Below are 17,963 nucleotides of genomic sequence, written 5' to 3'. Positions count from 1 at the left end.
GAACCGGGCCGCTCCGCCGGGATCGTCGGGAGCGACGCTTCCTTGAAGGAGCCCCGCCGGCACCGCCGTCTGACATGCGGCCCTCGTCACCACCAGGAGCTCCAAGGCCCAGCGCCGCAACTCACACGCACACCGCCACGGCAGCGCTAGCATTCGACTGCTCGCAGAGGAGGACGCTTGTGCATTCCGTGATCGAATACGTTCGGATCGAGAATTTTCGTTCCATCCGGACTTTAGCCATGACCGGACTCGCCGACTATAACGCCATCGTAGGCCTGAACAGCGCAGGAAAATCCAACGTACTGCGAGCCCTGAACCTGTTCTTCAACAACTTCGTCGACGAGTCGGAGGAGCCGCTTGATTTCAGCGAAGACTACAGCTCCTTTGCCCCCTCGGGCAAGAAAAAGCGCGTTGCGGTTACCGTTGGAATCTCGCTTGGCCCCAATTTCAAGGTGCCCCGCCAAAAAGAATTCGAGACTCGTCACCGCCTAGAGTCGGTCGTCTACATTGAGCGAGTCTGGAATTTGGCGCGCGACACCCAGGCCAATGAGGAATCATTCCAATTTGGCCCCGACCTCACGTCCATGATCGACGCGCAGCCAGAAGATCTGTCGGCCATCCTGGCCTATATTCGAGCGGTGCGGTTCGTGTACATCCCGAACCACACGCGCCCCGCTGATCTGATTCGCCAGGAGTTGGAGCCGCTACGCAGCACGCTCGTCGCCCGCCTGAGGTCGACGGTCGCGTACAAAGACTCGAACGTCAACGATGTTCTCGCGGAACTCGGGCGTCTGGGCGACCGAATGTTTGGCGACGTCTCGAGGCGGCTACAAGCCGGCCTCCCTGACACGTCCATCTCGGCGACTCTGCCAGACGATTTCGCAGACCTTCTATTCGACGTAGGTGTAAGTGCAATTTCCAGCGGGAGAGCCCGAGCGCCCGAGTACGAGGGCTCCGGCGCCCAGTCCTTTATGCTTCTCCATATCCTGGATCTAGCCGACCGGACCCGCAGGTCTGGCGGTTTTGGCTGGGTGCAGGCCAGCGTCTGGGCGATAGAGGAGCCCGAGAGCTTCCTTCACGCCGGACTGCGAGCACAGTTCTCCACCGACCTCTTTGAGTACGCCGGGGACCCGCGACGACAGGTCTTCGTCACGACTCACCAGGATGAGCTCGTCCGGGTTGCCCGCCACGCGTGGACCGCAGCGAAGCGCCCCGACGGCGACACCGGCCTTACCAAGGCGAGTGCAAAGGATGCGCTTCGCGACGCAACGAGGCGTGAAATTACATCATTTCGGCACCCCCTGTTTACGTCGACCGATCGCCCGATCGTGATCGTCGAAGGGCGCTACGATGCCATCTACATAAAGGCCGCAATTGAGTCCTTGGAATTGCGGCCGCGCTGGCGACTACTGTCCCCTCAAGATGCTTTCGGTGACGAGGTCGGCGGCGACTCTGTCCTCCCGTACATACAATGGAACTCGGCAGTCGTAGAATCTCGTCCCGAGATTGCACCAATCATCGTCCTGCGGGATTGGGAGGCGAAGGACGTGACCAAGTACGACAAGCATCTCAGCGGCCACCCTTACTCCCGGGCGCTGATCTGCGATGCTTCTCTAGTCAACCCAGACCTCGACGAATCATGGGTGGGAATCGAACGCTACCTTACCTCCGACAGTATTAGGGCAACGATTCCTTCGACCCGAATCGGCCTGGAGTCGTCTGATCCCGAGTCGCGACTGACAATCAAACGGGCCGCACTCGAAGAGTTCAAGTCCGCCCTCGCCAGGCGCGTTGCGGAGGGGGAGGACCCTGGCGACCACTTGCGGTCACTGACCCGCTGGCTGGACGAGCAAGTCGAGTCGATTGTGAATGAGATTCCGTCCCGGGCTTTTGTTGACTCATGATCCAAGACCTGAGCATCGACGACCCGCCGTGTCCGGTTCCGCGGCCGGATCAGGCTGCGGCCAGTCCCGGAGCGGACTTAGGTGAAGCCCCGGTCTGGGGCGAATCCCTTCTCTCTGAGGGGCTCCGCGTAGTGGACGTGAACCTGCGTCTCGGCTGCGTGCGACGCCGGGAGGATGCGAATCACGTCCTACCGCGGATCAGGGGTCGCGGGATGGGCAGGCGAGAGCCGGGTCCAGGCGGCGACCGGCCTCGGGCCGAGTCGCGTCCGTGCCCGGTTGCGCACCCTGCGTGTTAGCAGCTGTGGCCCCCGTCCGCGGTCAGGAGGGAGCCGATGGCGTTGCCATGATGACTGGCTCGGATCCGCGCGCCGTTCCCGCTGGAGATCATCGAGGCCCTGCCCGAGGTGGTCCAGAACGACCCGGACATCCGGATCGACCCGGAGCTCAAGCTGGGGCCGATCGTCTACCCGGACCGGGTATGCCGGTCTGTGTGGCAAGAGCAACGCGGGCCTGCAGGTGTCCTGGGGCAACGTGCTGGCGAACCCCGCGATCCGCGCCAAGTCGATGGCCCTGGCCATCCCGAACACCGTGAGCTGGCACAGCGCCTGAACGGGTCGCCGGGGTGTGCGTGCGAGCGTGGCCGCACCGCCCCGGTGGGCACGGTGAGCGCGGGCTAGCCTGGATGAACGCGGACCTGGACCAAGGGGGCACGGTGAAGCGCTGGATCGGCTGGGCGGCGGCTGTGGCGGTGATCGCCGGGCTGTGGGTGGTGTTCATGTTCGCCTCGCAGCTGCAGCAGTGGGTCGCGCTCGTGTGGGCGATCGGGCTGCCGACCGCGGGGATCGTGACCTTCGTACTCGCGAGGCGCCGTCGCAAGCGGGTCGCGGAGACGCTGCGGCCCTATGGCCCGGACTTCATCACCTTGCAGGACGAGTTCCTCGGCCGCCCGCACACCGCCGGCACCGCGTGGCCGGACGACCGGCCGGCCCCGACCCTCATCGAGGATCCGCACGCGAACCCGCGGCCCTCTCCTGGGCGCCGGTCCGAGGGGCGGCCGTGAGGGCCTCGATCTCGACCTGGACCCGCGCGAGGGCAGCCTCGGATCGCCGCAGGTGCGTTTGGAGCCTGGCCTCGAGCAGCTCGACGATGAACGTCCAGCTCGGGACGGAGTCCTCGCGGAGGTACACGTGGCCGGTGGGCGCGCGCACGGCGCCGGGTAGAAGGTCGTCCTCGGCGAGCCGGCGCAGGATGTCCGCCTGGACGCCGCACCGGCGGGCGACCTCCGAGAGCTTGAGGGTGGCGACCTCGTCCACGATCATCTAGCGAGGCTACGGCGCCGGCGTGCCAGAGGGCGGGGATTCACCCCCTCGTGCACCCCCTGACAGCACGTTTGGCGGGAGTCGAACAGGTGTTCGATTCTTGCTCCATGGTGGACCGGGTCCCGATGCGGGACATGGCGCGGCAGGTGCCGGCGGGGGCGATCGCCGGCGACCGGGTCACGCGACCCGATCAGGCGCCGCGGGTGCGGGCGTGGATCGTCGACGGCCGGGGCAGGGACGTCGAGGTCGACGGTGAGGCCGTGGCTTGGACGCCGCGGGTCGTGCATGTGCACTACCTCGACGATCACGGCCGCGAGGGCTGGGTGTGGGTCTGGGCCTCGGCCGTGACGAGGCGACCGTGAGCGATGGCTACCCCGCCGTCACTTCCCGAGCTCCGGCGACGTGGGCAGAGCGGCCACACCGGAGTCACGCGTCAACGCGGCCGCTTACGCGCGAGAACGCCGTTCCGGTGGTCGCACGAGCCGCGGGGTCCGTCGATGCTCGGTACAGACGTGCGGAGCCCCGAGGCTCGTGCTGCTGGACTGACGTACGCCGTGCGCGCGGCCTGACGGTCGCCTCGCGCCGTGCGATTCGTGTCCGGCAGCCGACCCGCACGGCGGTCTCAGGATGGCCGCCGCCAGTGCCGCCCCCCGCGTCGACTCCCACCGCTCGGTGCAGCACGGCTGCGGGCGGAGGTCTGCAGCGCCGGTTACGCCGAGCCGGTCGGCGGGGGCAGATGCACTATGGAGTCGGGGGCCGGCTGATCGCGGAACGCAGCGCCCGGTCGATGAGGTCAACCATGGTCTCGTCGTGCTCGGAAAGGTAGCGGTCCACGTCGTCGCGCAGGGTGATCTCGAGCTTTGACGAGAACGGTTCCATGCGGCGTCGTCCGCGCGGCCGGCCCGGCCCGCGACGGGGCGCGACCGGTGAGGAGACCGGTTCCGGGCTTGTCGGCGTGCGCGTTGCGGTGAGCTCGGCGACGAGGTCGCCTGCCTTTGCTGCTTTGGTCAGGACGCCCCGACGGCCCTGCTGCTCCCCGTTCACGCCGCCTCCTCACGGATCCAGCGTGCGTGCTCGCTGTAGAGCAGACGCATGACGGCCGCTCCGGCACCCTTCAGGCCGGTGATGGGTGTGTGGGTGCTGTTCGAGTCGGTGACGGCCGCGCGGTGTGGGAGCAGCGGTGCTCGTACCGCGGTACCGAAGGCGTCGTGCAGTTCGGTGATGCGTCGGCTGTGCTCGTTCGTCCTGGGGTTGCTGACCTGGTTGATGAGGATGCCTGCGAGTCGGAGCCCGGGGTTGAGCTGGGGGTTCTTCCGGACGGCCTGGACGGTCTGCAGGTACTGGCCGACGGCTGCGACGGAGAACGACTCGGCTTCGGTGACGACGATGACCTGGTGGGCGTAGATCAGGGCGTTGAGGGTGAGGCGGCCGAGGGCGGGCGGGGTGTCGATGAGGACGTGGTCGTAGCCCTCGAGCTCAGCCGCGCCCCATGCAGCAGTCTTGAGGCGCAACTCGGGGGCGATCATCGACTCCGCTTCGATCCGTGCGAGCTGGGTGCTGCCGGGGACCGCGTCGATGCCCGTCCAGGACGTCGGGACGATGGCCTGACCCAGGGTGCCGGGCTCACTGGCGCTCAGGACGTCGAACATGTCATATTCCCCCGCGGCTTCGAGCGTGAGGGTGAGGTTGGCCTGCGGGTCGAGGTCGAGGACCAGAACGCGCTGGTCGGCGGCTGCGAGGGCGTCGGCGATGCCGAGTGTGGTGGCGGTCTTGCCGACACCGCCCTTCTGGTTGCCAACGGCGGTGATCGTGGGTGTCATTTCGGTGCTTCTTTCTGTCTTGACGGAAATATGGATGGTCGGGCGTCCGGGTGTACGGCTGTCCGGGGTGATGAATGGACGGGCGGTCATCTGTCCACCTACTCATTCGGCTGCGTCGGCAGCATTGGGATGGCCGGATGGAGGGACATCAGCGCGGCCTGGCGGATGTCTTTACGTCTTGACGGATTGACCGCCGGATCTAGAACAGGAACACCGGGACGCCGTCGTGCACGGTCCAGACGTACTCGCCTCTGATGACGGGCTCTGCGGCGTCGAGTGCGATCGCGGCGAGGAACGCGCGGGCGGCGGCGACGCTCGCTGCCGTCGCGGCGCCCTCGTCGAGCGAGGTGTCGTGGGTCCTCGCCAGCTGGATCGCGACGACGGAGGGCAGCAGGGCATTGCCAGGTCGGAACATCGGCTCGACGTGCGCGTCCACGAGGTCGGCGAGGTCGGCCGGGCCGTACTTGTCGCAGATCGTGATCGAGACGATCGGCGCGGCGGCGTCACGTGCGGCGTGGGTGATGGCTTGGGCGACGTCGAGGGCCGTGAGGAGGTCGGTGGCGCTGCTCATGGTCGTTCTCCATGGTCGAGCCGGCGGGTTCGGCGTGTTGGTGGATGTGGCGGCTCAGGCGGTCCGTCGGGTGGGGCTAATCGGTTGAGATTGGACGTCCCAGGCGGCGACTCCGGGCAGGAGGCCGCGCCGGCACAAGGCGCATCGGTGCTGACCCCGGGGCTCGCCGTGCGGGCACGTCTGCGGTTCGAGAGCGGCGAGGGCGTCGTGAGCTCGTCGGGCGTCGCCGCACTTGGCGCACGGCGGCGGGATGGCGACGCGCTGGTGCTCTGCGCAGCGATCGAGCCGGGCCCTCGGGGGCGGCTGGTTGTGGATAACCGCTGGTGAGGTTCCCGACGGGGGTGACCCCTGGTTCTTCTTGGGTGGTTCTAGGGGTGGTTTGTCTGAAGACAGCTTCACCCCAGACGTGCGCTGTCGTTCACCCCAGGCCGGCGCCTGAGGTGAAACGTGCTTCACCCCAGGATCGGGCTTTTCCACAGGCTGGGGTGAAGCGGCGTTCACCCCAGGGCTAGGGTTATCCACAGGTTCGGTCTTCTGGGGTGAAGCAGGGTTCACCCCAGAGCCCGAGTTATCCACAGCAACGGCCTCGACGGGGCCGGTCTTGGGGTGAAGGAATTTCACCCCAGCCTGACCTGCGGTTTCGTTGCCGAGCGGGTCGCTCGCGGCACAGCCGGGGGTGTCGTCGGGGTTCATGACGAGGTCGTAGACGACGGGACGGCGGTTCGCCGGCAGGTGGTCGACGAGCTGCTGGTCGCCCGGTCGCATGAGTCCGTGCTCGAGGAGCAGCCGGAGCTTGGTGTGCACGGTGCGGGGGGTGCAGCGCGCGTAGCTGGCGACGGTGGCGACCGAGGGCCAGGCGGCGGTGCCATCGTCGTTGGCGTGGTCGGCGTAGGCGATAAGCACGAGGTGCGCGACCGGGTCGTTGGGGGGCACAGGTGCCTTCTTCAGCGCCCACACCATCGTGAGGATGGTCATGACGCACCACACGGCCCCTGTGCCCGAACATCCGGTGCTTTGGCGGCCAGATAGATGATCACCACCCCACCGTTGCACATTGCACCATCGATGTCCACACCGCAGTGGGCGCGTCGCGCACCTTGACGGACCGAGGGCACGTCGGGGATCATCGGTGCATGAGCATGGAGCACGTGCCCGCACAGACGGGCAGCATTCCGCCCCTCACCCTCGGGTGGCGCCTCCAGATGTCGCTGCGCCAGGCCGGGATCTCGGTCCAGGAGATGGCCGACGAGCTTGGTATGGCTCGCAACAGCCTCAGCCGATGGATGGCCGACCGAGGCACCCCGCCTCGCGCCGCGTTCGTGAAGCAGTGGGCGCTCCGCACCGGCGTGCCCTACGTCTGGCTCGCGACCGGGGAAGCAGAGAACCCCCGCCCGGTGGACCCGGACGGGGGTTCGACTGCTGATGACGTGCTGTGCGCCCGGAGGGACTCGAACCCCCAACCTTCTGATCCGTAGTCAGATGCTCTATCCATTGAGCTACGGGCGCCTGGCCCGAGGGCCGCAGACGAGGATACAGGTCCCCCGCCCCTGGCCCAAACCGGCGCCCGGACCCCACCGCCGGCCACCCCGGCGACGGCGGTCCCACCCCCACCGCCCGGTCACACAGCGGGCGCAGATTCAACACCCGGAACGCGCCCGCCGCCACCTGAGTGCCGCCTATGGTGTCCGTGCAGGTCGTGGCAGGCGTACGCCGCGGCCACTGGACGCCTGGCCCCGGCCGGCTCCGGTCACCGCTCCGACACCAGGGGGACACGATGACCCGACCGACTCGCACGCGCCTCGCGCTCGTGACCGTGAGCGCCGCGGCTCTGCTGCTGGCGGGCTGCTCCGGCGGCGGCAACGGCGGCAAGGGCGGCGGGTCGTCGGCCTTCGAGTGGGAGGCGGGGCCGCTGGACGAGTACCAGTCGCGCATCTACGGCTACTCGCTGGACGCCGACGAGCAGAGCCAGGAGGAGCTGCAGGCGGAGTCCGACAAGCAGAACCGCCGCGTCGAGGAGCTCGTGGCGTCCTGCATGCAGGAGCAGGGCTTCGACTACCAGCCGAACGTCGGCAACACGGGCACCGTCTACACCGGCGACGACCTGGACGTCGAGTGGGGTACGCGCGAGTTCGCGGAGCAGTACGGCTACGGCATCAGCACCGACCCGTGGGGCAACGAGGACGTCCCGGTCGAGGACGGCGCGGAGTACGTCGACCCGAACCAGGAGTACGTCGAGTCGATGTCGGAGTCGGAGGCCGAGGCGTACAACGAGGCGCTGTGGGGCCCGCCGCAGGACTACGTGGAGGGCGAGGAGCCGCAGGAGTACGACTGGACGCAGGGCGGGTGCTACGGCGCCGCGCAGCACGAGGTGTACGAGGGCGGCGTCGAGCTGGACGAGTTCAGCGCGATCGAGGACGAGATCGGGACGTTCTACGAGTCGGTGCAGGCGGACCCGCGGATGGCGGACCTGCACGCCAAGTGGGGCTCGTGCATGGCGGACGCCGGCTACGACGGCATGACGAACGCCTACGAGTCGCAGCAGCCGCTGTACGACGAGTGGAACGAGCTGCAGGGCTGGGAGGACCCGGAGTACCAGGAGCAGGTGGAGTCCTGGGACTGGGAGGCGGACCCGGACGGCCCGCCCGCGCCGGAGCCCGACGAGGCCGCGGTGAAGGCGTTCACGGAGAAGGAGATCGCCATGGCGGTCGCCGACTTCGACTGCCAGGACAAGACGAACTTCCAGGAGGAGGCGATGAAGATCGACCACGACCTCCAGCAGCAGTTCGTCGACGAGCACGCGGACGAGCTCGAGGCGTGGGCCGAGGCCGCGACCGCGGCCCGGGACGCCTGACGTGACGGCGGGGCAGCCGGGCACGGACGTCGCGGTGCCGCCGTTCCCCGAGCCTCCGGGCGACGGCGGTGCGGGTGCCGGCGACGGCGCGGCCGGGTCGGGACGCGGCGGCGCGTTCGGGCGGTGGTGGCGCGGCGGCAACCGCACGCTGCCGGTGCTGGGGGCCGTCGCGGTCGTGAGCCTGGCCGCGGGCCTGGGGCTCAGCCGTCTCATCATCAACCCGGCCGACGCGGCCGCCCGCACGGCGCCGCCGCCCGCGGGGCCCATCACGGTCCCGGTGGAGAGCCGCGAGCTGAGCAACGACGTGACGATCCGCGGCGACGTGGTGTTCGACGACGCCGCGGACGTGCGCGTCGAGACGTCGGACCTCGGCGAGCGCGCGGTCGTCACCGGGCAGGTGCCGGAGGTCGGCGCGACGTTCGACGCCGGCTCCGTCGCCCTGGAGATCGCGGGCCGACCCGTCATCGTGCTGCCGGGTGGCCTGCCGACGTACCGGACGCTGCGGGTCGGCGTCTCCGGGCCGGACGTGGTGCAGCTCAAGCAGGCGCTCGGCCAGCTGGGCATCGACGCCGGCGACCCCGCCTCGGACGCGTACGACGCGGCGACGGCGCGCGGCGTCGAGGCGCTCTACCAGCGCGCCGGCTACGCGGCCCCGGCGCCGTCGGACGAGGAGGCGGAGGCGCTCAGCGCCGCCGAGCAGGGCGTCCGCTCCGCGCAGGCGGAGGTCACCGCCGCGGAGACCGCGCTGGCGACGGCCGGCCGGGGCGGGAGCGCGGCGGGCGACGTCGCGCAGGCCGACGCGGACGTCCGGCAGGCGGAGCGGGCGCGGGACGTGGCGCGCGCGACGCTCGCGGACCGGGAGGCCGCCTGCGGGGCGCCGACGCCCTCGCCGGAGGTCGACTGCAGCTCCGCCGGGCTGCTGCAGGCCCGCAACGCCGTCGCGGACGCGGAGGACGCGGTCGGCGTGGCCGCCGCACGCCGGGCGCAGCTCGACGCCGCGCCCGACACGTCCGGGGAGCAGGCCTCCCTGACGTCGGCGCGGCAGTCGCTGACCGACGCGCAGAAGGCGCTGACCGAGGCGCAGGAGGCCGTGATCACGGTCCTGCCCGCCAGCGAGGTCGTCTACCTGGAGACCCTCCCCCGCCGCGTGGACGCCGTGTCCGTGCAGCGCGGCGGGACGGTCGACGGCACGGTCATGAGCGTGTCCGGCGCCAAGCTGGAGGTCGTCGCGAGCGCCGCGAAGGCGGACGCCGCGCTGCTGGAGGTCGGCGCGACCGGCACGGTGGTGGCGGGCGACCTGGAGGTGCCGGTCACCGTGACCGAGCTGCGCACCGACGACTCCTCCGGCGGGTCGGGCGGGTCCGGCGACGACCAGGGCGGCGGCGACGGCGGGTCGGGCAGCGGGAGCAGCGCGGGCCGCACGACGGTCGTGCTCACCCCCGGCGACCTCACCCCGGAGCAGGTGGCCGAGCTGCAGGGCAGCAACGTGCGGGTGACCATCCCGGTGTCGTCCACGGGTGGCGCGGTGCTGGCGGTGCCGCTCGCGGCGCTGACCGCCGGCCCGGGCGGGGAGTCCCGCGTCGAGCTGATGGGCGACGACGACGCGACCGAGCTCGTCGAGGTCGAGACCGGCCTGGCCGCCGGCGGCTACGTCGAGGTCACCGGGGTCGACCGCGACCTCGCCGAGGGCGACCTCGTGGTCATCGGGTCGTCGGGCGAGCAGGACGACCCGACGGCGGACCCGACCGCCGGGTCGGACGGGTGACGGCCCTCGACGTCCGGGCCCCCGGCGCGGACGAGGCGCCGGCGCGGCCGGTGGTCGAGCTGCGGCAGGTGGCCCGCGTGTTCCCGGGCGAGCCGCCGGTGCACGCGCTGCACCCCAGCGACCTGCGGATCGACGCGGGCGACTACGTGTCGATCGTCGGCCCGTCCGGGTCCGGCAAGTCCACCCTGCTCAACCTGCTGGGCCTGCTGGACCGCCCGACGTCCGGCGAGTACCTGCTGGACGGCGTCTCCACCCGCACCGCGTCGGAGGCGCAGCGGTCGGCGCTGCGCGGCGGGCGCATCGGGTTCGTGTTCCAGGCGTTCCACCTGCTGCCGCACCGCACGGTGCTCGACAACGTCCTGCTCGCCACCCTGTACAGCGGGGTCCCGCGGGCCGAGCGGCGGCAGCGGGCGCTGGCGGCGCTCGACCGCGTGCACCTCGGGCACCGGCTCGGGTTCCGGCCGCCGGTGCTGTCCGGCGGCGAGCGCCAGCGCGTCGCCGTGGCCCGGGCCGTCGTGACGTCGCCACACGTGCTGCTGGCCGACGAGCCGACCGGCAACCTCGACACCCAGAACTCCGCGGGCGTGCTCGACCTGTTCGACGAGCTGCACGCCGACGGGCTCACCCTGGTGGTCATCACGCACGACGCCGCGGTGTCCGCCCGCGCGCAGCGCCGCGTGCGGATCGCCGACGGCCGGCTGAGCGAGATCGCCTGATGGCCCGCCCCCGCCTCCGCCGCCACGCCGCGACGCCCCCGGCCACCCCCGGGGACGGCTCCGCGGCGGGTCCCGCCGCGGGCGCCGGCGGCGCGGCCACCGACCTGCTGCTGCTCGACGCCGACGCCCGGCCGGACGGCGACGAACCCACCGGCGTCCCGGCGGGCCGCACCCGCCCGCCGCGCTCCGACCGGTTCGGGATCCGCGACCTCGTCACCGAGGCGGCCGCGGGCATCGACGCCCGGCCGGGGCGCCTGTTCCTCACGATCCTCGGCACGGTGCTCGGCATCGCGTCGGTGGTCGTGACGATCGGCCTCGCGCAGACCGCCGCGGGGCAGATCGCCAAGCAGTTCGACGCCGTCGCCGCGACGCAGGCCATGGCCACCGCGAGCACGACCCGCACCGCCGACGGGTCGCAGCGGGCCAACGCGGCGCTGCCCTGGGACAGCGACGCGCGTGCCGAGCGTCTCAACGGCGTGACGGCGGCCGGTCTCGTCGCGTCCGTCGACACCGGGGACGCCACCGTGACCGCGGTCCCCGTCAACGACCCCAGCCAGCCCGAGCCGGTGTCACCTCCCGTGCTCGCCGCCTCCGGCGGGCTGCTGGACGCGATCCGCGGCGAGGTCGTGACCGGCCGGTTCTTCGACGCGGGCCACGACGCCCGCGCCGACCGGGTGGTCGTGCTGGGGTCCCGCGCCGCCCAGCGGCTCGGCGTCTCCCGGGTGGACCGCCAGCCGTCGGTGTTCATCGGGGACCGCTCGTACACGGTGATCGGCATCGTCGACGGCGTGAAGCGCCGCAGCGACCTGCTGGAGGCCGTGGTGCTGCCGCTCGGCACCGCCCGCGCGGACTTCGGGCTCCGGGCGCCGGAGGAGCTGCACCTGCGGATCGCGGTCGGTGCCGGGCCGGTGGTCGGCGAGCAGGTGCCCGTCGCGCTCAACCCGAACGCCCCCGAGGCCGTCAGCATGCAGGTGCCGTCCGGCGGCTCCCGGGTGCGCGAGTCGGTGCAGGCCGACGTCAACACGATCTTCCTGGCGCTCGGCGGGGTCGCGCTGCTGATCGGCGGCCTCGGGATCGCCAACGTGACGCTGCTGTCCGTCATGGAGCGCGTCGGGGAGATCGGGCTGCGCCGGGCGCTCGGCGCGCGGCGGCGGGACATCGGCCTGCAGTTCATGCTCGAGTCGGTCGCGGTCGGCCTGCTGGGCGGGCTCATCGGGGCGGCGCTCGGCGTGGCCGTCGTCGTCGTGGTGTCCGCCGCGCAGTCGTGGACGCCGATCCTCGACACCGCGGTGGTGCTCGCGTCCGCGGCCGGCGGCGGCGTCATCGGACTCGTCGCGGGCATCTACCCCGCGCTGAAGGCCGCGTCCGTCGAGCCCGTGACGGCGCTGCGCGGCGGGGTCTGACCCACCCCGACCGCGCCGCCCACGGCGGCACCGCGACGTCCCGGACGGCACACCCCCCGCCGTCACGTCCTGGGCCGTCACGCCGGGGCGGTGAGCTCCCCGCGCAGGATGCTGTCCCCCGAGTGCGCCGGGTCGCCGTCGTCCGGCTCCGCGGAGACGTCCACCACCGGGTACCGCGAGAGGTCGAGCCCGGCCGGGATCGCGAACCGTCCCTCGTCGCCGTCGAGCAGCCCCAGGCTGACCAGCCCGGTCACGTCGCGGTCGAGCAGCCACACCTCGCGGAACCCGTCGGCCTCGCCCCCCTCGAGCCGCACGACCAGGGTGCGCCGCCCCTCGGCGTCCTCCTCGACGACCGCGTCGCCGCTGGCCGCCCAGCCGGGCAGGGCGTCGAGCACCGTGCTGGCGACGACCTGCTCCTGGTCGCCGCGCTGCAGGCCCGCCACGACGAGCCCGCCCGCGGTCCCGCCGACGACCAGCCCGACGGCGGCCACGGCCAGCAGGGCGCGGCGGGTGCGACGGCGGGGCAGCGGGACGACGGCGGCGCCGGGCGCCGGCTCGGCGTGCGGTCCGACGGCGGCTGCGGGTCCCGCGTCGGCGCCACGCCCGGCGCCGGCCACCGCGTCCAGCTCCGGGTCGAGCCCCAGCTCCTCGCGCACGTGCTCCCACACGCCGGCCGGTGCGGGCACGGGCGCGTCGTCGCGGGCGGAGCGTCCGACGGCGGCGGCCGCCGACAGCGCGGCGAGCTCGCGCGCGCAGTCCGGGCACTCGCCGAGGTGCGCGCGGTCGGCGGCGTCCAGCGGCTCGCCGAGGGCGGCGAGGGCCAGCAGGTCGGGGTCAGTGTGCCGCACCGTCCACCTCCAACCGGTCGCGCAGCCGCAGCAGGCTACGCCTGATGTGGCTCTTCACCGTGCCCAGCGGCAGGTCGAGCCGCCGGGCGATCTGGTCGTGCGTGAGGTCCTGGTAGAACGCCAGCGCGAGGATCGTGCGCTGGGGCTCGCCGAGGCGGTGCAGCTCGTCCGCGACCACGATGCGGTCGGCGACGGCGGCGACGTCGGGTGCCGTGCCGCGGTCGGCGGTCGCGGCCACCGCGCGCAGGTCCCGGACGTCGCGGCTGCGCCGGCCCAGGGCGTCGGCGACGGCGTTGCGGGTGATCCCGGTGAGCCACGCCCGCAGCGGACCGCGCCGCGGGTCGAAGCCGCCGCGACCCCGCCAGGCGGAGACGAAGACGTGCTGCGTGACGTCCTCGGCGTCGGCCGTCGACCCCAGCGCGCGGAGCGCGAGCGTGTGGACGAGGGCCGACCAGCGACGGTACGCCTCGGCCAGGGCACGCTCGTCGCCTGCGACGAAGGCACGGCCGACGTCGTCGTCGTCCCAGTCGGACGGCGGGTGCACCGGCGGCGCCGGGGAGCTGGTCAGGGCGGGCCTCCTCGCCTTCCGCTGGACGGCGTCGTCGGGGGTCGTCACGGACATCATGCGCCGACGGGCGTCGCGACGACCAGCACGTTGTCGGTGTAGGACCGCGCGGCGCGGTCGAACGACCCGCCGCACGTGACGAGGGCGAGCCGGGCCGGGCCCTCGCGGGTGAAGACGTCCGGCCAGCGGGCCTCGGTCTTCGGGAACCGGGTCACCGCGTCCACGGCGTACGCCCGGGTGCTGCCGTCCGCGAGCGTGACCTCCACGCGGTCGCCCGGCCGCACGTCGACGAGCCGCACGAACGGCCCGGTGCCGCCGGACGCCACCGAGTCCACGTGCGCCGCGACGACGGTCGTGCCGGCGGGGTCCCCGGGGTCCGCCCCGAACCGGTACCAGCCGCCCCTCTCGGCGAGCGGCGGGATCTCCATCCGCCCGTCGGCGGCCACCCCGACCGGGTCCACCGGGACGTCGATCCGCTGCGCCGGGACGACGACCCGCACCGGCGCGGTCGGGGACGCGGCCGCCACGGGCGGGGGCGTGGCCGCCACCAGCGGGACGGCACCGGCGGCGGAGGTGCCGGGCCGGTCGCCGGGCCGGTCGCCGCCCACCCCGTCCGCCGCCGCAGCGGACGGGGTGGGGGCCGCCTCCGGCGCAGGTGGCGCGTCCGGGCGCGTGGCGGGCGGTGCCGCTCCCCACGCCGCCGCGACCGCCAGCCCGGCCGTGAGCAGCGCCAGGACGACCGCCACGAGCCCGGCCATGCCGCGGGGGCTGCGGCGTGGCCGGGGGTCACCCGGCCGGGGGTCGGGGTGCCCGGCCACGGGCTGCTGGGACACGGGTCTGCTCCGGGGGATCGGGCGTGCGCCCCCGGCGACCGGGGCGCACGACGGCGGTGGGACGGGCCGGGGCGCGGCGCGGGGACGGTCGCCGCGCCCCGACCCCCTCAGCGGCGGCGCTGCTCGGCCGGCCGGCGGGTGGTCAGCAGCACGGCGCCGAGCGCGGCGACGAGTGCCGCGCCGCCGAGCCACAGGCCGGTCGACGGCCCGTCGGCGGCGAGACCGAGCTCGCCGGACGGCACGCCGCCGGGTGCGGAGTGCAGGCCGTCGATGGTCTGGACGGCGAGCTGCAGGTTGCCGGCCTCGAGCGAGCCCCACGCGTACACGATGGTGCTGACGCCCTCGGTGACGTCGAGGTCGGTCGGGCCGATCACCGGGTCGGTGGTGCCGGTGGCGGCGACGGCGGCCGAGACGGTGCCGGCGGGCACGGTGACGGTCTGCTCGTCGGGGTTGCTGAGGTCGGTGATCACCGGGCTGCCCCCCGCGAGCACGTCCACGGCGGGCGCCGCGGCGGTGTGCCGCACGGTGAGCCGGCCCTCGCCGGCCGCGACGGGCGAGATGTCGTTGGTGAACAGCGTCGCGGTCGGGTCGCCCGCCTCGTCGAGGTGCGCCACGGCGGTGTAGCTGGCACCGGCGTCGAGCGTGAGGTCGACCGGGCCGATGGCGGGCGAGCTGTCGTCGGCCGCGTCGGAGGCGGTGATCGCGACCGTGTGCGCGCCGGCCGGCAGGTCGAGCGGCCCGGCGAGCGTCCCGGGCGTGAAGTCGTCGAGCGTGCGCTCGCCGTCGACCCAGACGTCGACGGTGAGGTCGGGGACCCCGTGCAGGACCGCCAGGGAGGCGGTGCCCGTGGTGGCCGCCGAGGCGGGCAGGGCGGCCGCGGCGACGGCCACGGCGGTGACGGCGATGCCGGCTGCTCCGGCGGCGAACGGACGGTGACGCATGGTGGTGCTCCTCGGTCCGTGCCCCCGTCGTCGGGGGCTGCGTGTGCTGACACCTCCTCTACGGCGCGGGCCGGCCCGCCGGATGCACCCGGGCGCGACGACTTCCCGCCGCGGGCGCCGGGCGCCCCGGTCCTGCCGCCGCGGTCAGCGGCCGCGCACCGCCTGCGCGGCCTCCGCCGCCCCCGCCGCCCCCGCAGCCTGCGCCGCCTCCGCAGCCAGCGCGGACCGGCGCCACTGCGACGGCGTCTGGCCGCGCACGGCCCGGAACGTCCGCGTGAAGTGCGAGTGGTCCGCGAACCCGAGCCGGTGCGCCACCGTCGCGATCCCCACCCGCGCGGCCCCGGGCCGCGCGAGCAGGTCGGCGGCGGCGTCCACGCGCTCCCGGCGGATCCAGTCGCCCAGCGACACGCCGGAGTCCCGGGCCAGCGCGTAGACGTAGCGCTCGGAGATCCCCATCGCCGCGGCGATCATCGGGGCGCCGAGGCCCGGGTCCGCGAGGTGCAGGCGCGCGAACTCGAAGAGCCGGGTCCGCAGCGACTCGGCCTGGGCGTCCCGGGCGAGGTCCACCCGGCCCGCGTGGCTCGCGAGCAGCAGCCGCACCAGGTCGACCGTCGGGCGCTCGAGGGCCGCGCGGCTGTCCGGCGTGAGCGCCGCGGCGGTGCGGGCGACCCGCGCCAGGTGGCCGACGACGACCTCGGCGACCGCGGGTTCCGCCTCGATCGGGGTCGCGGTCAGCGCGCGCACCAGGCCCTCGGGGAGCTGCAACGCCGCGAGCGGCAGCTGGAACGAGACCCGCAGGGTCCGGTGCGGGAACGTCGCCCAGTAGGGCGCGGACGTCCGGTGGAGCACCAGCGCGCCGGGCCGTAGCCGCGCGGTCCGCCCGTCCTGGTGGTCGCAGGTGCGGCCGGCGGCCAGCAGGGTCAGGACGGCCCGCGGCTCGGTGCCGTCCCGGGCGAGCCGCTCCGAGCGGACCACGGTGGCGCCGGTGCCGAGGCTGGTGAGCACGTGCACCCGGCCGAGGTCCGCGACCCGCGACCGCGCCCGCAGCTCCACCCCCGGGTACGGGCGCAGCTCCAGCGGCACGGGCGCGCGCAGCATGTGCTCGCGCAGCAGCTCGACCCGGTCGGTGACCGGCAGGTCCTCGATGGCGATCAGGGCGGACACGCAGACCCCCTTCTGCGGATGAGCCGACCCTAGGCGTGCGCGATCGGGCCAGTACAGTGCCGGGCCGTCCAAGACCGTCCGCCACGGCGACCGGATCCTGGGTCTGCGGGAGGCCCGCCGAGGACCACAGGAGGAGCCATGGGCACCATCACCACGACCGACGGCGTCGAGATCTTCTACAAGGACTGGGGGTCCGGTCAGCCGATCGTGTTCAGCCACGGCTGGCCGCTGTCGGCCGACGACTGGGACGCGCAGCTGCTGTTCTTCCTCCAGCACGGCTACCGGGTGGTCGCGCACGACCGGCGCGGCCACGGCCGGTCGTCGCAGGTCGCCGACGGGCACGACATGGACCACTACGCGGACGACCTCGCGGCGCTCACCGCGCACCTGGACCTGCACGACGCGATCCACGTCGGGCACTCCACGGGCGGCGGGGAGGTCGTGCACTACATCGCCCGGCACGGCCAGGACCGGGTGGCGCGCGCGGTGCTGATCAGCGCGGTGCCGCCGATCATGGTGCGGACGGAGGCGAACCCCGGCGGCCTGCCGAAGGAGTTCTTCGACGGCCTGCAGGTGCAGGTCGCGGAGCACCGCTCGGAGTTCTACCGCGCGCTGGCGTCGGAGCAGTTCTACGGGTTCAACCGCCCGGGCGCGGAGCCGTCGGAGGCCATCATCGAGAACTGGTGGCGCCAGGGGATGATGGGCGGCGCGAAGGCCCACTACGACGGCATCGTCGCGTTCTCCCAGACCGACTTCACCGAGGACCTGAAGCAGATCACGGTGCCCGTCCTGGTCATGCACGGCGACGACGACCAGGTGGTGCCGTACGCCGACTCCGGGCCGCTGAGCGCGGAGCTGCTGCCGAACGGCACGCTCAAGACGTACGCGGGCTTCCCGCACGGCATGCCGACCACGCAGGCCGCGGTCATCAACGCCGACATCCTGGAGTGGCTGACGAGCTGACGTGCGCGCCGGGGGTCGCCACGACGGGCGCCGGTGACCCCCGGCCGCCACATCCTCGTCGACCAGGTGCCCAGCGCGCTCGGGGAGCGGGACGCGTCCACGCACCGGGACCCGGCAGCTCCCCGGCCCTGGGACGACAGCAGCCCGGCCCTCGCGGGTCCGGGCTGGTCGTCGGCGCCCCGAGGGCGCCACACGGCGGAGACGGTGGGATTTGAACCCACGGAAGGGTTGCCCCTTCACGACCTTAGCAGGGTCGCGCACTAGACCTGACTATGCGACGTCTCCAGGTCGGACCAGGGT

Annotated in this window: 19 protein-coding genes and 2 tRNA genes; 9 read left to right on the top strand and 12 right to left on the bottom strand. The window is 72.9% G+C overall.

Features of this window, described 5'->3' with window-relative positions:
- Positions 1-188: 188 nt before the first annotated feature.
- Both P9841_RS12625 and P9841_RS12620 read left to right on the top strand, forming a co-directional pair.
- Positions 189-1,904, top strand: a complete 1,716-nt coding sequence (locus P9841_RS12625) for an ATP-dependent nuclease (RefSeq protein ID WP_283319020.1) — start codon at positions 189-191, stop codon at positions 1,902-1,904.
- A gap of 712 nt (positions 1,905-2,616) precedes the next feature.
- On the top strand, positions 2,617-2,964 hold the full coding sequence (locus tag P9841_RS12620; RefSeq protein ID WP_283319019.1) for a hypothetical protein: 348 nt from the start codon (positions 2,617-2,619) through the stop codon (positions 2,962-2,964).
- Here P9841_RS12620 and P9841_RS12615 read toward each other — a convergent pair.
- Entirely contained in the window at positions 2,900-3,223 is a 324-nt protein-coding gene (locus P9841_RS12615; RefSeq protein WP_283319018.1) for a hypothetical protein, read from the bottom strand. The genes P9841_RS12620 and P9841_RS12615 overlap by 65 nt on opposite strands.
- Positions 3,224-3,330: 107 nt before the next feature.
- On the opposite strand from P9841_RS12615, the gene P9841_RS12610 reads away from it, so the two are divergent.
- Complete coding sequence (locus P9841_RS12610) at positions 3,331-3,585, top strand: hypothetical protein (RefSeq protein WP_283319017.1); 255 nt, start codon at positions 3,331-3,333, stop codon at positions 3,583-3,585.
- A gap of 379 nt (positions 3,586-3,964) precedes the next feature.
- Here P9841_RS12610 and P9841_RS12605 read toward each other — a convergent pair whose 3' ends face one another.
- The 4 genes from P9841_RS12605 to P9841_RS12590 form a co-directional block, all read right to left on the bottom strand.
- Positions 3,965-4,267 (bottom strand): hypothetical protein, encoded by a 303-nt coding sequence (locus P9841_RS12605; protein ID WP_283319016.1) that lies wholly within the window; start codon positions 4,265-4,267, stop codon positions 3,965-3,967.
- Positions 4,264-5,043 (bottom strand): ParA family protein, encoded by a 780-nt coding sequence (locus P9841_RS12600; RefSeq protein ID WP_283319015.1) that lies wholly within the window; start codon positions 5,041-5,043, stop codon positions 4,264-4,266. Before P9841_RS12600 ends, P9841_RS12605 begins: the two co-directional genes overlap by 4 nt.
- Before the next feature lie 199 nt (positions 5,044-5,242).
- Positions 5,243-5,614 carry a hypothetical protein gene (locus P9841_RS12595; protein WP_283319014.1) on the bottom strand — a complete coding sequence of 124 codons (372 nt, stop codon included), beginning with the start codon at positions 5,612-5,614 and terminating at the stop codon, positions 5,243-5,245.
- Between the two features lie 54 nt (positions 5,615-5,668).
- Positions 5,669-6,589: a helix-turn-helix domain-containing protein gene (locus P9841_RS12590; protein WP_283319013.1), complete on the bottom strand. Its 921-nt coding sequence runs from the start codon at positions 6,587-6,589 to the stop codon at positions 5,669-5,671.
- Between the two features lie 158 nt (positions 6,590-6,747).
- On the opposite strand from P9841_RS12590, the gene P9841_RS19175 reads away from it, so the two are divergent.
- Positions 6,748-7,089, top strand: coding sequence for a helix-turn-helix domain-containing protein (locus tag P9841_RS19175; protein ID WP_502848909.1), 342 nt, complete (start codon positions 6,748-6,750; stop codon positions 7,087-7,089).
- On the opposite strand, the gene P9841_RS12585 is transcribed toward P9841_RS19175, so the two are convergent.
- Positions 7,048-7,120: transfer RNA gene (locus P9841_RS12585), tRNA-Arg, on the bottom strand. The genes P9841_RS19175 and P9841_RS12585 overlap by 42 nt on opposite strands.
- Positions 7,121-7,388: 268 nt before the next feature.
- Here P9841_RS12585 and P9841_RS12580 point away from each other — a divergent pair.
- Genes P9841_RS12580 through P9841_RS12565 form a run of 4 tightly spaced genes read left to right on the top strand, consistent with a single transcriptional unit; the run spans position 7,389 to position 12,349 of the window.
- Complete coding sequence (locus P9841_RS12580) at positions 7,389-8,465, top strand: hypothetical protein (RefSeq protein WP_283319012.1); 1,077 nt, start codon at positions 7,389-7,391, stop codon at positions 8,463-8,465.
- 1 nt (position 8,466) lies between these two features.
- On the top strand, positions 8,467-10,230 hold the full coding sequence (locus P9841_RS12575) for a hypothetical protein (RefSeq protein WP_283319011.1): 1,764 nt from the start codon (positions 8,467-8,469) through the stop codon (positions 10,228-10,230).
- Positions 10,227-10,946, top strand: coding sequence for an ABC transporter ATP-binding protein (locus tag P9841_RS12570; protein WP_283319010.1), 720 nt, complete (start codon positions 10,227-10,229; stop codon positions 10,944-10,946). The genes P9841_RS12575 and P9841_RS12570 overlap by 4 nt, the downstream gene beginning before the upstream one ends.
- Positions 10,946-12,349 (top strand): ABC transporter permease, encoded by a 1,404-nt coding sequence (locus P9841_RS12565; protein ID WP_283319009.1) that lies wholly within the window; start codon positions 10,946-10,948, stop codon positions 12,347-12,349. Before P9841_RS12570 ends, P9841_RS12565 begins: the two co-directional genes overlap by 1 nt.
- Before the next feature lie 77 nt (positions 12,350-12,426).
- Here the strand turns inward: P9841_RS12565 and P9841_RS12560 are convergent, their stop codons facing one another.
- The 5 genes from P9841_RS12560 to P9841_RS12540 form a co-directional block, all read right to left on the bottom strand.
- A complete protein-coding gene (locus P9841_RS12560; RefSeq protein ID WP_283319008.1) occupies positions 12,427-13,197 on the bottom strand; it encodes an anti-sigma factor in 771 nt (256 codons plus the stop codon).
- Positions 13,184-13,822 (bottom strand): sigma-70 family RNA polymerase sigma factor, encoded by a 639-nt coding sequence (locus P9841_RS12555; protein WP_459349047.1) that lies wholly within the window; start codon positions 13,820-13,822, stop codon positions 13,184-13,186. Before P9841_RS12555 ends, P9841_RS12560 begins: the two co-directional genes overlap by 14 nt.
- Positions 13,819-14,595, bottom strand: coding sequence for a class F sortase (locus P9841_RS12550; protein WP_283319007.1), 777 nt, complete (start codon positions 14,593-14,595; stop codon positions 13,819-13,821). The genes P9841_RS12555 and P9841_RS12550 overlap by 4 nt, the downstream gene beginning before the upstream one ends.
- A 107-nt stretch (positions 14,596-14,702) precedes the next feature.
- On the bottom strand, positions 14,703-15,536 hold the full coding sequence (locus tag P9841_RS12545) for a DUF4397 domain-containing protein (protein ID WP_283319006.1): 834 nt from the start codon (positions 15,534-15,536) through the stop codon (positions 14,703-14,705).
- Positions 15,537-15,680: 144 nt separating this feature from the next.
- The gene (locus tag P9841_RS12540) at positions 15,681-16,700 is read right to left on the bottom strand and encodes a helix-turn-helix domain-containing protein (RefSeq protein ID WP_283319005.1); all 1,020 of its coding nucleotides are present in this window, start codon (positions 16,698-16,700) and stop codon (positions 15,681-15,683) included.
- A 138-nt stretch (positions 16,701-16,838) separates the two neighbouring features.
- Between P9841_RS12540 and P9841_RS12535 the strand changes: the two genes are divergently transcribed.
- Positions 16,839-17,663 (top strand): alpha/beta fold hydrolase, encoded by an 825-nt coding sequence (locus P9841_RS12535; protein WP_283319004.1) that lies wholly within the window; start codon positions 16,839-16,841, stop codon positions 17,661-17,663.
- Positions 17,664-17,859: 196 nt separating this feature from the next.
- Here the strand turns inward: P9841_RS12535 and P9841_RS12530 are convergent.
- Positions 17,860-17,948, bottom strand: a tRNA-Ser gene (locus P9841_RS12530).
- Between the last annotated feature and the right edge of the window lie 15 nt (positions 17,949-17,963).

This window comes from Cellulomonas sp. ES6 (assembly GCF_030053835.1).
GTDB lineage: Bacteria > Actinomycetota > Actinomycetes > Actinomycetales > Cellulomonadaceae > Cellulomonas.
Note: the sequence above shows the minus strand (reverse complement) of the source record. Positions and strands in the feature narration are given on the sequence as shown.

Bases quoted from the DNA above. Each gene is read 5' to 3' on its own strand.
- P9841_RS12615 (WP_283319018.1), bottom strand. From the start codon at position 3,223: ATGATCGTGGACGAGGTCGCCACCCTCAAGCTCTCGGAGGTCGCCCGC.
- P9841_RS12565 (WP_283319009.1), top strand. From the start codon at position 10,946: ATGGCCCGCCCCCGCCTCCGCCGCCACGCCGCGACGCCCCCGGCCACC.
- P9841_RS12595 (WP_283319014.1), bottom strand. From the start codon at position 5,614: ATGAGCAGCGCCACCGACCTCCTCACGGCCCTCGACGTCGCCCAAGCC.
- P9841_RS12590 (WP_283319013.1), bottom strand. From the start codon at position 6,589: ATGACCATCCTCACGATGGTGTGGGCGCTGAAGAAGGCACCTGTGCCC.
- P9841_RS12600 (WP_283319015.1), bottom strand. From the start codon at position 5,043: ATGACACCCACGATCACCGCCGTTGGCAACCAGAAGGGCGGTGTCGGC.
- P9841_RS12555 (WP_459349047.1), bottom strand. From the start codon at position 13,822: ATGATGTCCGTGACGACCCCCGACGACGCCGTCCAGCGGAAGGCGAGG.
- P9841_RS12535 (WP_283319004.1), top strand. From the start codon at position 16,839: ATGGGCACCATCACCACGACCGACGGCGTCGAGATCTTCTACAAGGAC.
- P9841_RS12580 (WP_283319012.1), top strand. From the start codon at position 7,389: ATGACCCGACCGACTCGCACGCGCCTCGCGCTCGTGACCGTGAGCGCC.
- P9841_RS12545 (WP_283319006.1), bottom strand. From the start codon at position 15,536: ATGCGTCACCGTCCGTTCGCCGCCGGAGCAGCCGGCATCGCCGTCACC.
- P9841_RS19175 (WP_502848909.1), top strand. From the start codon at position 6,748: ATGAGCATGGAGCACGTGCCCGCACAGACGGGCAGCATTCCGCCCCTC.
- P9841_RS12610 (WP_283319017.1), top strand. From the start codon at position 3,331: ATGGTGGACCGGGTCCCGATGCGGGACATGGCGCGGCAGGTGCCGGCG.